Consider the following 14,346-nt stretch of genomic DNA (forward strand, 5'->3'; position numbering starts at 1 on the left):
CCGATGTGAACGCGGGTCGTTCGTTTGTTCAGGCCTTGGCGGGCGCCGGTTCCAGCGCGACCGGTGGCGGGGCGTCCTCGGTTCCCGGGATCTCGGTGCCGTTGATCGGGCACCGCGACGTCTCCGGCACCCTGGCCAGCGCGAGCGCACCGACCACGCAGGCCGCCATCATGTAGTACGCCGGGACGAGCGAGTCGCCGGTCTTCGCGGTCAGCCAGTCGTTGACCGCGGGCGCCGTACCGCCGAACAGCGACGTCGACACGTTGTACGCGATCGCGAACCCGGCGTACCGGACGTGCGTCGGGAACATCGCCGGGAACGTCGCCGAGATCGTCGCGAGCTGCGGCACGTACAGCAGGCCCAGCACCGCGAAGCCGACGATCGCGCCCAGCAGGTTCGTCCCCATCAGCAGGAACATCGGTACGCCGAACACGAACAGCCCGGCCAACGATGCCCACCACAACGGTTTTCGCCCGAGCCGGTCGGACGCGCGGCCGGCGAACGGGACGAACACCATCATCGCGAGCATGCCGATGATCGGCACGATCAGCGACTTGTCCGCACTCAGGCCGATCTGTTTCTCCAGATAGGTCGGCATGTAGGTGAGCAGCGTGTAGTTCACCACGTTCAGCGCGATCACCATGCCGCCGAGGCGCAGGATCGGCGCCCAGTACCCGGACAGCAGGTCCTTGAACTGGGTCGCGGTCTCCTCCTCCTTCTGGCCCTTGGCCTCGAGTTCGCGGAAGACCGGCGTGTCCTCGAGCCGGGACCGCAGGTAGACGCCGATCAGGCCGAGCGGCGCGGCGACCAGGAACGGCAACCGCCAGCCCCACGCGTGCATCTTCTCGTCACCGAGGACGAGCGAGAAGCCGAGCATCAGCAGGGCTCCGAGCGAGAACCCGGACAGCGTGCCGAACTCCAGGAAGCTCCCGAGGAACCCGCGCTTGCGGCTCGGCGCGTACTCGGCCATGAAGGTCGCGGCGCCGCCGTACTCGCCGCCGGTCGAGAAGCCCTGGATCATCCGCAGCAGGACGAGCAGTACCGGCGCCCAGTAGCCGATCGTGTGGAAGGACGGGACCAGACCGGCGAACAGGGTCGCGCCGGACATCATCAGGATCGTGATCGCCAGCACGTGTTTGCGGCCGAGCCGGTCGCCGAGCGGGCCCCAGACCAGGCCGCCGAGCGGGCGGACCAGGAACGAAACGGCGAACGTCATCAGCGCCAGCAGGGTCTGGCTCTGGGTATCGCCGGGGAAGATCGCGGCCGAGATGTACGTCACGCCGTAGGCGTAGATGCCGTAGTCGAACCACTCCGTGGCATTTCCGATCGCCGACGCGGCGATCGCCTTCTTCAGAACTCCGGGCGGTTGCTCCTGTTCGGTCGGACTCACGGGCGGACTTTCGGGCGGACTCGGTGGGCCGTCCTGGGGCCGCGGCTGCGGGCTCGCTGGCGGCTGGCTCTCGGCGTCCACGATTTCCTCCTGTCGTCTTTACGGCCTCACCCGTGTGCCCCACCCGCCAAATCCCACACGTCCATGCCAGGTCGTAGTTTTGTTGACAATCCGAAGGTTAACCATGTGCATTCGTGAACCACAAGGAGTCGGAGAAGTTGGGTCAGACCGGGTCGGCGAGCGCGGCGAGCCCCGCGGTGATGACCGTGATGCCGAATTCGAAGCGCTCGTCCCCGGCGGCACCGGACGTCAACGGCCCAGCGAGGGCCACCACGAGCGGGAACCGGTCGGCCGGCTGTTCCGCCAGGAACGTCCGCAGACCGTTCACGAACGCCTCGACGTCCTCGGGCATCCAGTCCGACGCACTCTGCACCGTCTCCTCGAATGCGACAGCCGTCACGTACAGCGGAATCAGGTCGACGGCCCAGGCGGCGGCCTGATCCGGAAGGTTGCCGGCCTTCAGCAACGTGAGCATCCGCTCGGTGGTCTGCAGCGCCCGCTCCCCCACCGGCACGGCGCCGATCGCGGCCCGCGCCACGCCCGGGTTGGCCCGCATCGCCCGCAGCATCTCGCGCATCAGCGCCTTGAGCTGCTCCTGCCAGCGCGCCGGGTCCACCGGTTCGTCGAACACCATCTGCGCGTTGGCCCGCTCGACCAGCAGCTGGTCGAGCTCGCGCTTGTTCGCCACGTGGGCGTACAGCGACGCCGGCCCGGTCCGGAGTTCCTGCGCCACCTTGCGCATCGAGACCGCGTCGTACCCGTCCTTGCGCAGCACCGCCATCGCGGCGTCGACGATCCGCTCCCGGGTGAGCGGCGCCTTGCGCTCGCGGACGGGCTTGGCGGGGGTGATCGGCTGCCACGGGGATTGACTCATGCGATCACTGTAGCGAACACCGTACTTGACACGAACATCGTTCGCGCGTAGAACAGTGTTCGTCAACGAACACCGTTCGAAATCATCTGAGGGGGCCAACGATGAGCACCACACTCGAGAACTCACCAGAAACCACGACCACCCCACGCGGTACGCCGTACCGCTGGCGCTGGTTCGTGCTCGCGACGATCCTGATCGCCGAGATCATGGACCTCGTCGACGCGACGATCGTGAACATCGCGGCGCCGTCGATCCGCGCCGAGCTCGGCGGCTCGGAGTCGGCGATGCAATGGATGCTGGCCGGCTACACGCTGGCGTTCGCGATCGGCCTGATCACCTTCGGCCGGCTCGGCGACCTGGTCGGCCGCCGCCGGTTGTTCGTGATCGGCGCCCTCGGGTTCACGGTCGCGTCCGCGGTCTGCGGACTGGCCACCAGCCCGGAACTGCTGATCGGCAGCCGGGTCGCGCAGGGCCTGCTCGGCGCGGTGATGATCCCGCAGGGCTTCGCGATCGCGAAGTCCGTCTTCCCGCCGGACGAACTCGGTAAGGCGTTCGGCATGTTCGGCCCGGTGATGGGACTGTCCGCGGTCGCGGGCCCGATCCTGGCCGGCGTACTGATCGACGCCAACTGGTTCGGCGCCGGCTGGCGGACGATCTTCTTCATCAACGTCCCGATCGGCATCGCGGCACTGGTCGGCGCGCTGCGCTTCATGCCCGAGGTCAAGACACCCGGCGCCACCCGGCTCGACACGATCGGCGTGCTGCTGGTCAGCGCGGCGTCGGGTCTGCTGATCTACCCGCTCGTGCAGGGCCGCGAGCTCGGCTGGCCGTTGTGGACAATCCTCATGCTGGCCAGTTCACTCGTCGTCTTCGCGCTGTTCGGCTGGCGGGAGCGCCGGTCCGGTAACCCGGTCATCGACCCGTCGTTGTTCCGCAACCGCGGGTACGTCGCCGGCCTCGGCGTGATCACCACGTTCTTCCTTGCGATGAACGGGTTCATGCTGGTCTTCAACCTGTTCACCCAGCTCGGTCTGCACTACAGCCCGCTGAAGGCCGGCCTCGCGATGGTGCCGTTCTCCCTCGGCATCGCGATCGGCGCGCCGGTGTCGGGCGCAGCCCTCGCGCCGAAGCTCGGCCGCAAGGCGCTGCAGCTCGGCGTCGCGGTGATGACGGTGGCGATGGCCGGCGTCTGGTTCACCCTGCACACCTACGGCGATGCCACCACCATCTGGAACCTGGTCCCCGCGACTCTTGCCACCGGCATCGGCGCCGGGATGGTCTTCGCGCCGCTGTTCGACATCATCCTGGCGTCCGTCGACGACCAGGCCGCGGGGTCGGCGTCCGGCGTACTGACCGCCATGCAGCAGTACGGCGGAGCGATCGGTGTCGCCGTGATCGGCACGATCTTCTTCCAGCTGCTGCCGACCCACGCGTTCCTGGGTGCCACCAAGACCTCGGTCCTGGTCGCGATCGGGTTGTTCGTCGTCAGCCTCGCGGTGACGTACCTACTCCCGAAGCGGGCCCGGGAGGAGAGCGTCAGTCACGGCTGACGAACCCCTCCTTCACCAACCAGTCCATGGCGACGTCGGCGGGCTCACGCCCCTCGACGTCGACCTGGGCGTTCAGGTCGATCAGTACGGGATCCGTGAGCTTGTCGGTCACCGGCTGGAACAGGTCGCGCAGCTGCGGGTACTTGTCCAGCACCTTCTTGCTGATCACCGGCGCCACGTTGTACGCGGGGAAATACTTCTTGTCGTCCTGGAGTACGACCAGGTCGAGCGACTTGATCCGCCCGTCGGTCGTGAAGATCTCCCCGAACCGGCAGTCCCCGTGGCTGGTCGCCGCGTAGACCGCGCCGGTGTCCAGGGTCCGGACGTTGTTCCGCGGTACGCCGGAACCGATCGGGATCCCGTAGTGCTTGAGCATCGGCTCGAACCCGTCGTTGCGGTTCGCGAACTCCGACTCGACGCAGAACGTGCGCTCCTTCACCGGCAGCGACTGCACCTGCGACAGCTTGGTGACGTGCAGCCGGTCGGACTCCTTCCGGGTCATCGCGAAGCCGTAGCTGTTGTTCATCGGCGCGGGCTTCAGCCAGATCAGCCCGTACTTCGCCGCGTCCTCCTTGGCCACCGCGTCGTACTGCTGCTGCTTGTCCGGGATCCCGCTGTCGTGGCCGAGGTACGAGATCCACGCCGTGCCGGTGTACTCCCAGGCCATCTGGATCTGGTCCTGGAGCATCGCCTGCCGGGACGTGTCGCTGCCCGGCATGTTGGTCAGGTCGTGCACGTTCGCGCCGGCCGAGCGCATCAGGATCGCCGCGATCTTGCCGAGGATCAGCTGTTCCTGGAAGCTCTTCGACCCGACGCCGATCGTCAGCCCGTCGAGGCTCTGCACCGATCGCAGCTGGCCTTGCAGCGCACCGGTCGGTACGAAGCCGCCGCTGGTACCGAGACCGCAGCCGGACAGGACCAGAAGGAGGGCGGTCGCTGCCGCCGTCAGCCGCTTCATTCGAGGCCTCTCGGTCGGGTCACTTCTTCGAGTACGCGGCCCGCCCAGTCGATCAGCAACGCGAGCGCGCCGACGAGGATCGCGCCGCTGATCAGTACGGGGTAGCGCAGCAGGCGGATGCCGGTCGTGATCAGGCTGCCGAGTCCTCCCGCGTCGATGAACGTCGCGAGCGTCGCCGTACCGACGACCAGCACCAGCGCGGTACGGATGCCGGCCATGATCACCGGGACCGCGAGCGGCAGTTCGATCCGGCCGAGGACGGCCAGACTCGACATGCCCATGCCGCGCCCGGCCTCGACCAGCGTGCTGTCGACACCTTGCAGGCCGACGATCGTGTTCCGCAGTACCGGCAGGATCGCGTACAGGCAGAGGGCGACGATCGCGGTCCAGAAACCGAAACCGAGCCAGATCGCGAGCAGCACGATCAGGCCGATCACCGGCGCTGCCTGGCCGGCGTTCGCCACCGCGACCACGACCGGCGCGGCCCGGCGGGACCGCGGCCGGGTCAGCATGATGCCGAGCGGTACGGCGATGAGCAGCACGATGATCGTGGCGACCACGGTCAGCTTCAGGTGCTGGAAAGTCAACTGTGCCACGAGTTTCCACTCCAGCTGGCGCTGCTCGATCGAGTCGAGCTCGGCCTGCGAGCGCCAGATCGCCCACGCCCCGACCACGATCGCGACGAACAGCGGCTGGCCGACGAGCAACCCCAACGTCGGCCGCCGCGCCCGGCTCGTCGCGAGCCCGGCCGCGGCCGCCTTCGCGTCGGCCCGGTTGTCCCGTCGCTGCAGGTCAGGGCCGGTGTCCAGGGTGGTCACAGCGCGACCTCGTCCCCTTGCTCTTGCTGACCGTTGCCGTCCTGGATCCGGGCGAGCACGGCCTGGAAGTCCACGACACCGAGGTACTCGTCGCGCCGGCCGGTGACGACTGCGCGGCCGTGGCTCGACATCAGCATCCGGTCGAGTGCGTCGTTCAGCGTCGCGCGCCGGTCGATCGTCACCAGGTCGGTGTCCTCGTCCGGAACCGGCACGTTGTCGATCTCCGACAGATCGGTGGTCCACATCCAGTCGACCGGACGCCGCCGGCTGTCGAGCACCACGACGCAGTCGTCGCCTGCCTGCGTCGCGGCCCGCAGTACGGCGGGGGCCGGGTCGCCGACCTCCGCGACCGTCCGCTCGTTCAGCTCGAGCTCGTTCACCCGGCTCAGCGTGAGCTGCTTCAGCGCGGCGCCCGCGCCGACGAAGTCCGCGACGAACCGGTTCGCCGGGTTCGCCAGGATCGCCTCCGGGGTGTCGTACTGGGCGATGTTCGCGCCCTCGGTCAGGATCAGGATCCGGTCGCCGAGCTTCACCGCCTCGTCGAAGTCGTGGGTGACGCAGACGATCGTCTTGCGCAACTCCTCCTGGATGCTGAGCAGTTCGTCCTGCAGCCGCTGCCGGGTGATCGGGTCGACCGCGCCGAACGGCTCGTCCATCAGGATCACCGGCGGGTCGGCGGCCAGCCCGCGGGCGACGCCGACCCGCTGCTGCTGCCCGCCGGACAGCTCCCGCGGGTAGCGGTCGCGGTACCGGGCCGGGTCGAGGCCGACGAGTTCGAGCAGTTCGTCGACGCGTTCGGCCGTCCGGCGCTTGTCCCAGCCGAGCAGCCCGGGGACCAGCGCGATGTTCTGCGTCACGGTCATGTGCGGGAACAGGCTGCCGCCCTGGATCACGTACCCGATCCGGCGCCGCAGGTCGTCGTCGTCCTGCTTGCCGATGTCCTCGCCGCCGATCCGGATACTGCCCGACGTCGGCTCGATCAGCCGGTTGATCATCTTCAGCGAGGTGGTCTTGCCGCAGCCGGACGGGCCGACGAACATCACGATCTCGCCGGCCGGGATGTGCAGGGTGAGGCCGTCGACGGCTGCTTTCTTCTGGCCCGGGTACCGCTTGACGACATCGGTCAACTCGATGTCGACGCCGCTGACTTCAGGTTCGGATTCAGGCACGGATACCCCTCGAGGTGGTCAGGCGGCCGACGAGCAGCAGCATGGCGTCCAGGATCAGAGCGAGCAGGACGACGCCGATCGTGCCGACCAGCGCCGAGTTGAGAGCGTTCTTGCCACCGATCTGGGTCAGGCCGGTGAAGATGAAACTGCCCAGGCCGGGCCCGAGCACGTACGCCGCGATCGCCGCGATCCCCATCGACATCTGCGCCGAGACGCGGACGCCGGCCAGGATCACCGGCCAGGCCAGCGGGATCTCGATCCGGAGCAGGGTCCGGATCGCACCCATGCCCATGCCGCGGGCCGACTCGATCAGCGTCGCGTCGACACCTGCCAGGCCGACGACCGCGTTCCGCAGGATCGGCAGGCAGGCGTAGAAGGTGACCGCAACGACGGAGGTCGCCGTACCGATGCCGGCCACCGGGATCATCAGCCCGAGCAGGGCGAACGACGGAATGGTCAGACCGACCGCGCTGACCGCGCCGGCCAGGGCCGCGATCCGCGGGTTGCGGTGCACGACGACTGCCAGGCCGACCGCGATCACGGTGGCCAGCAGCACGCACTGGATCACCAGGCTCAGGTGCTGGTAGCTCTGATAGAGCAACTGCGAGTGACGCTCAGTTATGTAGTCCCACACGCGGGCACAGGTACCCAACAAGCGTTCGCTTACACATCCGTACGGTCGCTACCGAAGTCCGGACAGGCCGAAGCCCCTGGTCACCGCGACGGTGACCAGGGGCTTCGGTGTGGCTCAGTTGAACGAGTCGCCGCAGGCGCAGGAGCCGGTGGCGTTCGGGTTGTCGATCGTGAAGCCCTGCTTCTCGATCGTGTCGACGAAGTCGATCGTCGCACCCTTCAGGTACGGCGCGCTCATCCGGTCGGTGACAACACTCACACCGCCGAAGTCGGCCACCACGTCGCCGTCGAGCTGACGCTCGTCGAAGAACAGCTGGTACCGCAGCCCGGAGCACCCACCCGGCTGAACGGCGACCCGCAGCGCAAGGTCGTCGCGGCCTTCCTGGTCGAGCAGCGCCTTCACCTTGGAGGCGGCTCCGTCGGTGAGGAGAACACCCGTAGCTACGGCCTGCTCGGTCTGCGCTTCAGTCATCCCTGACTCCAGTCATCTACTCAAGTGCCTACGCACGAACCCCGTCGGCACGGAAGTCTCTTGTCAACACAGGACAACAGCCGTCGTCCCGCGCTCATTCCCATGGTCGCACACCAATTTCACAGATCAACCATCCTGGTCGGAGGCTGATCACCGCGCCCGGACGCGGAGGTGACGCACGGTCAGCGCGCCCAGGTCCGGGCGACGCGTTCCGCGACCGTGGCCAAGGAGCCGTGCGGGTCGGCGAACGCCTGCTCCTCACCGACCGCGTCCACCAGCGCGTACGCGGACTCGACACCCATCGACCGCATCTCGCGGGACCCGATCAGGACCTTCCCGGCGAGTACGACGCACGGCCGCATCGCGTCGTTCGCGACCTTCGCGACACCGGCGATCACCTTGCCATCGCGGGACTGGAAGTCGAACGCGCCCTCACCGCTGATCACCAGGTCGACCTGGGACGCCTTCTCCTTCAACCCGGTCAGCTCGGCGACCAGGTCGATCCCGGACACCCGCTCCGCGCCGAGGAGCAGCAGCGCGTACCCGAGCCCGCCCGCGGCGCCCGCACCCTTCTGGTCCGCGGTCTTCCGGTCGGCCAGCTCCGCGAAGTGCGTCAACCAGCCGTCGACCTCAGGCTTCCGTTCGTCCGTGATCCCCTTCTGCGACCCGAACACATTCGTGGCACCGCGCAGCCCGAGCATCGGGTTCTCGACATCACTCGCCGCGACGAACTCGATCCCTTCCACACGCTCACGAGCCGGACCCAGGTCAACGGAGGTAAGCCCGGCAAGCCCAGCCGCACCGGCGTCCAGCCGGCCGGACCCACGGGCCGCGCCGGCGCCCGGCTCACCCGGTCCGGCGCTCACGGCGGCGTCCGGCTCACCTGGTCCGGCGGTCGCGGCGGCGTCCGGCTCCTGTGATTCGGCGGTCGCTGCGGCGTCCGGCTCCACTGATTCGGCGGTCGCTGCGGCGTCCGGCTCCACTGATTCGGCGGTTGCGCCGAGGGCGGCGAGGAGGCCGGCGCCGGCGTCGTTCGTGCCGGAGCCGCCGAGGCCCAGGATGATGCGCTTCGCGCCGGCGTCCACGGCCGCGGTGATCAGCTGGCCGACGCCGTACGTCGACGCGTCCTCGGGCCGCCGGTTCTTCGGCTCCACCAGGTGCAACCCGCACGCCTGCGCGGTCTCGACGTACGCCGTCTCCCCCGCCAGCAGCACGGTCGCCGGCGTCTCCTCGCCGAGCGGCCCGCGGACCGTGACCGAGAGGAGCTTCCCGTCGACAACCGCGGACAGTACGTCGATGAACCCGGGCCCGCCATCGGCCATCGGCGCCACCAGCACCGTCGCCTCCGGGTCGCGCCGCCGCCACCCCTCCTCGATCGCCGCCGCAGCCTCCACAGCCGTCAACGTCCCCGCGAACTTGTCCGGCGCAATCAGAATCCGCATGCGCACATCCTCCCCCACCCCGCCCGCATCCCCCGCGCCCGTCCACGAACCTAAGGACAGGACGTAGTCATGTACGCATACGCCGCCGCCCGCCTGAACACCTGGCCACCCCGCCCCGATCACCCGGCACCTCCTGTCGTTAAGCCCCCGACCCGGTTAGATCATCGGCATGAAATCGATCCTGTTCGCGCTGCGGGTGAGCGACCTGGAGCGGTCGCTCGCCTTCTACGCCAAGGTCGGGTACATCAACCTCGGCAAGGTCCCGTTCGACGACGGCTCCAGCCTGGTCTGGCTGCGGCTGCCCGCCGAGGACTCGGTGTCCCTCGAACTCGTCCACCGCCCCGCCGACGGCCCGGTCGAGATCCGCGGCTTCGAACACTTCGCCATCGAGGTCGACACGCTCGCCGCCGCGGTCGAGCGCCTGACCGCGGCCAGCCTGACTCCCGGCGAACCGGTGCATCACGGACCCGAGGGCCCCAAGACGTCGTGGCTCGTAGACCCGGACGGCTACCGGTTGGAACTGGTCGAGTGGCCACCCGGCGGCCCGCCGGTACCTGAGGCGTGACCACACGCGCGGACACGGCCTGAGGCCGGAGGGGTCAGGGGCGGAGGAGGCGGCGGAGGACTAGGGCGAGTACGGCGCCGATCAGGTACGGCGCGGCGCGTCTGGCGAGCATCGGGAGCACGGTGGTGCCGAGGTCCAGGGCCGGCGGCTCGTCCTCGATGACGGAGGTACGCGCGTTGGTGGTTGTCGGCGGGCTCTCGGGCTTCTCCGGGCTCGGTTGCTCCTCCGATGCGTCCGGGGTTTGGAGTTTGGTTTTCAGGCAGGCCGTGAATTGGTCGAGGAGTTTGTTCGAGACGTCTTGGATCAGGCCGCGGCCGAACTGGGCGGGGCGGCCGGTGATGGTCAGGTCGGTGTCGACAGTGACCTCGGTGGTGTTGTCGGACGTACCGGTCAGTCGCGTGGTGACGTGGGCGGTTGCCGTGCCGTTGCCGCGGCGGTCCTTGCCCTTGGCCTCGATGACGGCCGCGTGGGCGGACTCGTCCCGTTCGAGGAACGTGCCGGTGCCGGAGTACTGCAGCGACACCGGGCCGAGCTTCACCTTGCACGTCCCGGTGAAGTCGTCGCCCTCGTACGACGTCAGGGTGGCGCCGGGGAAGCACGGCACCACCCGTTCGAGGTCGTTGAACGCGGCCCACGTCTGCTCGAGCGGAGCCGGTACGACGAACTTGTGCTCCAGCTTCACGCGGTACCTGCCGCTGCCAGCACCGCGCGCCGGGTGAGTACGGTCGCCAGGTGCCGGCGGTAGTCCGCGTCGCCGTTGCTGTCGGTCACCGGAGACGTCCCGTCCGCCGCTCGCTCAGCCGCAGACCGTACGGCGTCCGCGGTGGCGGGCTGCCCCACCAGAGCCGCCTCGACCGCCGTCGCCCGCACCGGGGCCGGGCCCATGTTGCCGAGCCCGACCCGCGCCTCGGCGATCCGGTCGCCGTCCAGCCGTACCGCCGCGGCGACCGACACGATCGACCAGCCCTGCGCGACCCGGTTGAACTTCTCGTAGTGCGCGCCCCACCCGGTGTACTTCGGCACCCGCACCTCGACCAGCAACTCGTCCTCGGCCAGCGCCGTACTGAACACGCCCTGGAAGAACTCCGGCGCCGCCACGGTACGGGTACCGTCCGCGCCCGCGATCACGAACGACGCGTCCAGCGCGACCGCCACCGCCGGCAGGTCCGCCGCCGGATCCGCGTGCGCCAGCGACCCGCCGAACGTCCCGCGGTGCCGGATCTGCGGATCCCCGACCGTTGCCGTTGCCAACGAAATCAGCTGGGCGTGTTCGCGGACCAGCGGATCGGCCTGCACCGTGCTGTGCGGCGTCATCGCACCGATCACCAGCGCGTCGCCGTCGTCGCGGATCCCGCGCAGGTCGTCGATCTTGCCGAGGTCGACGATCGTCTCGGGCGCCGCGAGCCGCAGCCGCAACGCCGGCATCAGGCTCTGCCCGCCCGCGAGCACCTTCGCGTCGGAGTGCTCACGCAGCAACCCCAGCGCCTCGTCGACGGTCGTGGGCGCGTAGTAGTCGAACGCTGCCGGGATCATGACTGCGCCCCTTCCTGGATCGCCTTCCACACCCGGTACGGCGTACACGGCATCGGCACGTCCGTGACCCCCAGCGGCCGGAGTGCGTCGACGATCGCGTTGACGACAGCCGGCGTCGACGCGATCGTGCCCGCCTCGCCGACACCCTTCACGCCGAGCTGGTTGGTGGTCGACGGCGTCTCGGTCCGCGCGGTCTCGAAGTCCGGCAGATCAGGTGCCGCAGGCAACGTGTACTGGTCGAACGAACCGGTCACCAGCGTGCCCGACTCGTCGTGCACCGCCTCCTCGAACAGCGCCTGCGCGATGCCCTGCGCGAGCCCGCCGTGCACCTGCCCTTCGACGATCAGCGGGTTCACCACCACACCGATGTCGTCCACACAGACGTACGACCGCAACTTCGTCGCCCCGGTCTCGGTGTCGACCTCGACCGCGCACAGGTGCGTACCGTGCGGGAACGAGAAGTCCTCCGGGTCGAGCGTCGCGTCCGCGTCCAGACAACCCTCGGCAGACCCGTCGAGCTTGTGTCCCTGGAACACCGCGAAAGCCAGCTCGGCCATCGTCATGCCCGCATCCGTACCGCGGACGCCGTACCGCCCGGCCGAGAACTCCAGGTCGTCGGCGTTCGCCTCCAGCAGCTGCGCTGCGATCGGCTTGGCCTTCTCGATCACCTTGTCGGCGGCCGCCAGTACCGCCATCCCGCCGACGGTCAGCGACCGCGACCCGTACGTGTCGAGCCCGCGTACGGCGACCTGCGTGTCGCCGTGCAGTACTTCGACGTCCTCGAACGCCACGCCCAACCGGTCCGCGACCAGCTGGCTCCACGCGGTCTCGTGGCCCTGCCCGTGCGGGCTCGTCCCGGTGACAACCTCGACCTTGCCGGTCGGCAGCACCCGGATCGCCGCGTGTTCCCAGCCGCCGCCGACGTAACCCATCGAGCCGAGCCAGCGCGACGGCGCCAGGCCGCACATCTCGGTGAACGTCGACACGCCGATCCCGAGCTGCACCGGGTCGCCGGACGCGCGGCGCTCGGCCTGCTCCTTGCGCAGGTCGTCGTACCGGAAGAGTTCGCGGGCCTTCGCGGTCGCGGCCTCGTAGTTGCCGGAGTCGTAGCGCAGCCCGGAGATCGTCGAGAACGGGAACTCCTCGTGCTTGATCCAGTTCCGCTCGCGGATCTCCAGCGCGTCGACGCCGACCCGCGCGGCCAGCTCGTCCATCAGGCGTTCGATCGCGTACGTCGCCTCGGGCCGGCCGGCGCCGCGGTACGCGTCGGTCCACGTCTTGTTCGTGAACACGTTCGTGATGCCGAGGTGGTACGCCGGGAACTTGTAGATGCCGTTGTACATGAACGCGCCGAGCAACGGGATCGCCGACGTGACCAGGCCGAGGTACGCGCCCATGTCGGCGGTCAGTTCGACCTTCAGCCCGGTGACCGTGCCGTCGGCGTTCGCGGCGAGCGTGAGCTGCTGCCACTGGTCCCGGCCGTGGTGCGCGGCCATCAACGACTCGGACCTGGTTTCGCTGTACTTACAGGGCTTCCCGGTCCGGCGGGCCGCGATCACCGTGAGGACTTCCTCCGGCGTGAACTGCAGCTTGCCGCCGAACCCGCCACCGACGTCCGGTGCGATCACCCGGATCTTGCTCTCCGGGATCCCGAGCACGAGCGAGATGAAGATCTTCACGAAGTGCGGTACCTGCGTCGACGACCAGACCGTCATCTGCTCGGTGGTCGGATCGACGACGATCGACCGCGGTTCCATGAACGCCGGGATCAGCCGCTGCTGCCGGAACTCCCGCTCGATCACGACGCCGCCGTCGCCGGCGGCCGCGATCGCCGCCTCGACGTCGCCGCCGGTCCCGGACTCGGCCGAGTCGTACGCCCAGACTGCGGACACGTTCGTCCCGAGGTCCGGATGCGCGAGCACCTCGTCACGGGCCGCGGCCTTCAGTTCGAGGGCGGGTGGCAGTTCCTCGTAGTCGACGTCCACCAGGTCGGCGGCGTCGTTCGCCTCGGCGGCGGTGCGGGCGATCACCATCGCTACGATCTCGCCGGCGAACGCGACCCGGTCGACGGCCATCGACGGGTGCGGCGGCGCCTTCTGGTCGGGTACGACGGCCCACGCGTTCGGCAGTGCGCCTTGTTCCTCGGCGATGTCGGCGCCGGTGATCACGGCGACCACTCCGGTCGCGGCCTTCGCGGCGGAGGTGTCGATCGCGGTGATCCGCGCGTGCGCGAACGGGCTGCGCACCATCGCGAGGTGCTGCATGCCGGGCAGCACGATGTTGTCGGTCCAGCGGGTGCGGCCGGTGATCAGCCGGGCGTCCTCCTTGCGCCGGCGGGCCTTGCCGACCTCGGCGGTGGGACGTTCCTCGGTGGTGGTCACTGGGCACCTCCCGCCGCGGCGCGTACTGCCTTCACGATGTTCTGGTAGCCGGTGCAGCGGCACAGGTTGCCTTCGATCCCGAGCCGGATGTCGTCGTCGGTCGGGTTCGGATTGTCGGCCAGCAGGTCGATCGACTGCATGATCATCCCCGGCGTGCAGTAACCGCACTGCAGGGCGTGGTTCTCGTGGAACGCCTGCTGCATCGGATGCAACTGGCCGTTGGTCGCGAGCCCCTCGATCGTGGTGACCTCGTGCCCGTCGGCCTGCACCGCGAGCAGCGAACAGGACTTCACGCTCCGGCCGTCCAGGTGGACCGTGCAGGCGCCGCAGTTGCTGGTGTCGCAACCGACCACGGTGCCCGTCTTCCCCAGTTGCTCGCGCAGATAGTGCACGAGCAGCGTGCGCGGCTCCACCTCGTCCGTGAAGCTGCTTCCGTCGACCTTCACCGTGATCCGGGTCATCGCCCCGCCTCCAGATGTCAGCACTCGCCGTACTTTCGAT

14 protein-coding genes are annotated in these 14,346 nt (G+C 69.0%); 2 read left to right on the forward strand and 12 right to left on the reverse strand.

Features of this window, described 5'->3' with window-relative positions; genetic code table 11:
* Positions 1-28: 28 nt before the first annotated feature.
* Both ACFYRU_RS36910 and ACFYRU_RS36915 read right to left on the reverse strand, forming a co-directional pair.
* Positions 29-1,390: an MFS transporter gene (locus ACFYRU_RS36910; RefSeq protein WP_387667898.1), complete on the reverse strand. Its 1,362-nt coding sequence runs from the start codon at positions 1,388-1,390 to the stop codon at positions 29-31.
* A gap of 223 nt (positions 1,391-1,613) precedes the next feature.
* Positions 1,614-2,324 (reverse strand): TetR/AcrR family transcriptional regulator, encoded by a 711-nt coding sequence (locus ACFYRU_RS36915; RefSeq protein WP_387667901.1) that lies wholly within the window; start codon positions 2,322-2,324, stop codon positions 1,614-1,616.
* A 101-nt stretch (positions 2,325-2,425) separates the two neighbouring features.
* Here ACFYRU_RS36915 and ACFYRU_RS36920 point away from each other — a divergent pair, with 101 nt between their 5' ends.
* Positions 2,426-3,874 (forward strand): DHA2 family efflux MFS transporter permease subunit, encoded by a 1,449-nt coding sequence (locus ACFYRU_RS36920; protein ID WP_387667904.1) that lies wholly within the window; start codon positions 2,426-2,428, stop codon positions 3,872-3,874.
* On the opposite strand, the gene ACFYRU_RS36925 is transcribed toward ACFYRU_RS36920, so the two are convergent.
* From ACFYRU_RS36925 to ACFYRU_RS36950, 6 genes are all read right to left on the reverse strand, one after another.
* A complete protein-coding gene (locus ACFYRU_RS36925) occupies positions 3,861-4,832 on the reverse strand; it encodes a glycine betaine ABC transporter substrate-binding protein (protein ID WP_387667907.1) in 972 nt (323 codons plus the stop codon). The genes ACFYRU_RS36920 and ACFYRU_RS36925 overlap by 14 nt on opposite strands.
* Positions 4,829-5,650, reverse strand: coding sequence for an ABC transporter permease (locus ACFYRU_RS36930; RefSeq protein ID WP_387667909.1), 822 nt, complete (start codon positions 5,648-5,650; stop codon positions 4,829-4,831). Before ACFYRU_RS36930 ends, ACFYRU_RS36925 begins: the two co-directional genes overlap by 4 nt.
* The gene (locus ACFYRU_RS36935; RefSeq protein ID WP_387667911.1) at positions 5,647-6,819 is read right to left on the reverse strand and encodes an ATP-binding cassette domain-containing protein; all 1,173 of its coding nucleotides are present in this window, start codon (positions 6,817-6,819) and stop codon (positions 5,647-5,649) included. The genes ACFYRU_RS36930 and ACFYRU_RS36935 overlap by 4 nt, the downstream gene beginning before the upstream one ends.
* Positions 6,812-7,453, reverse strand: coding sequence for an ABC transporter permease (locus tag ACFYRU_RS36940; protein ID WP_387667913.1), 642 nt, complete (start codon positions 7,451-7,453; stop codon positions 6,812-6,814). Before ACFYRU_RS36940 ends, ACFYRU_RS36935 begins: the two co-directional genes overlap by 8 nt.
* A 114-nt stretch (positions 7,454-7,567) precedes the next feature.
* The gene (locus ACFYRU_RS36945; RefSeq protein ID WP_355688408.1) at positions 7,568-7,924 is read right to left on the reverse strand and encodes an iron-sulfur cluster assembly accessory protein; all 357 of its coding nucleotides are present in this window, start codon (positions 7,922-7,924) and stop codon (positions 7,568-7,570) included.
* A gap of 182 nt (positions 7,925-8,106) precedes the next feature.
* Positions 8,107-9,366 carry a glycerate kinase gene (locus ACFYRU_RS36950; RefSeq protein ID WP_387667917.1) on the reverse strand — a complete coding sequence of 420 codons (1,260 nt, stop codon included), beginning with the start codon at positions 9,364-9,366 and terminating at the stop codon, positions 8,107-8,109.
* Between the two features lie 169 nt (positions 9,367-9,535).
* Between ACFYRU_RS36950 and ACFYRU_RS36955 the strand changes: the two genes are divergently transcribed.
* Positions 9,536-9,931, forward strand: coding sequence for a VOC family protein (locus ACFYRU_RS36955; RefSeq protein WP_387667919.1), 396 nt, complete (start codon positions 9,536-9,538; stop codon positions 9,929-9,931).
* 34 nt (positions 9,932-9,965) lie between these two features.
* Here the strand turns inward: ACFYRU_RS36955 and ACFYRU_RS36960 are convergent, their stop codons facing one another.
* From ACFYRU_RS36960 to ACFYRU_RS36975, 4 genes are read right to left on the reverse strand one after another with little or no spacing between them, the layout of a single operon-like run.
* Positions 9,966-10,613, reverse strand: a complete 648-nt coding sequence (locus ACFYRU_RS36960) for an SRPBCC family protein (protein ID WP_387667922.1) — start codon at positions 10,611-10,613, stop codon at positions 9,966-9,968.
* On the reverse strand, positions 10,610-11,464 hold the full coding sequence (locus tag ACFYRU_RS36965; protein WP_387667925.1) for an FAD binding domain-containing protein: 855 nt from the start codon (positions 11,462-11,464) through the stop codon (positions 10,610-10,612). Before ACFYRU_RS36965 ends, ACFYRU_RS36960 begins: the two co-directional genes overlap by 4 nt.
* Complete coding sequence (locus ACFYRU_RS36970; RefSeq protein WP_387667928.1) at positions 11,461-13,845, reverse strand: xanthine dehydrogenase family protein molybdopterin-binding subunit; 2,385 nt, start codon at positions 13,843-13,845, stop codon at positions 11,461-11,463. The genes ACFYRU_RS36965 and ACFYRU_RS36970 overlap by 4 nt, the downstream gene beginning before the upstream one ends.
* On the reverse strand, positions 13,842-14,306 hold the full coding sequence (locus ACFYRU_RS36975; RefSeq protein WP_387668512.1) for a (2Fe-2S)-binding protein: 465 nt from the start codon (positions 14,304-14,306) through the stop codon (positions 13,842-13,844). Before ACFYRU_RS36975 ends, ACFYRU_RS36970 begins: the two co-directional genes overlap by 4 nt.
* Positions 14,307-14,346: the final 40 nt, after the last annotated feature.

Origin of the sequence: Kribbella sp. NPDC004536 (assembly GCF_042873835.1) — a bacterium.
Classification (GTDB): Bacteria; Actinomycetota; Actinomycetes; order Propionibacteriales; family Kribbellaceae; genus Kribbella.

What these genes read in the sequence shown, in the direction of transcription:
- ACFYRU_RS36965 (WP_387667925.1), bottom strand. Translation starts at nt 11,464, where the DNA reads ATGATCCCGGCAGCGTTCGACTACTACGCGCCCACGACCGTCGACGAG.
- ACFYRU_RS36925 (WP_387667907.1), bottom strand. Translation starts at nt 4,832, where the DNA reads ATGAAGCGGCTGACGGCGGCAGCGACCGCCCTCCTTCTGGTCCTGTCC.
- ACFYRU_RS36955 (WP_387667919.1), top strand. Translation starts at nt 9,536, where the DNA reads ATGAAATCGATCCTGTTCGCGCTGCGGGTGAGCGACCTGGAGCGGTCG.
- ACFYRU_RS36975 (WP_387668512.1), bottom strand. Translation starts at nt 14,306, where the DNA reads ATGACCCGGATCACGGTGAAGGTCGACGGAAGCAGCTTCACGGACGAG.
- ACFYRU_RS36945 (WP_355688408.1), bottom strand. Translation starts at nt 7,924, where the DNA reads ATGACTGAAGCGCAGACCGAGCAGGCCGTAGCTACGGGTGTTCTCCTC.
- ACFYRU_RS36920 (WP_387667904.1), top strand. Translation starts at nt 2,426, where the DNA reads ATGAGCACCACACTCGAGAACTCACCAGAAACCACGACCACCCCACGC.
- ACFYRU_RS36950 (WP_387667917.1), bottom strand. Translation starts at nt 9,366, where the DNA reads ATGCGGATTCTGATTGCGCCGGACAAGTTCGCGGGGACGTTGACGGCT.
- ACFYRU_RS36915 (WP_387667901.1), bottom strand. Translation starts at nt 2,324, where the DNA reads ATGAGTCAATCCCCGTGGCAGCCGATCACCCCCGCCAAGCCCGTCCGC.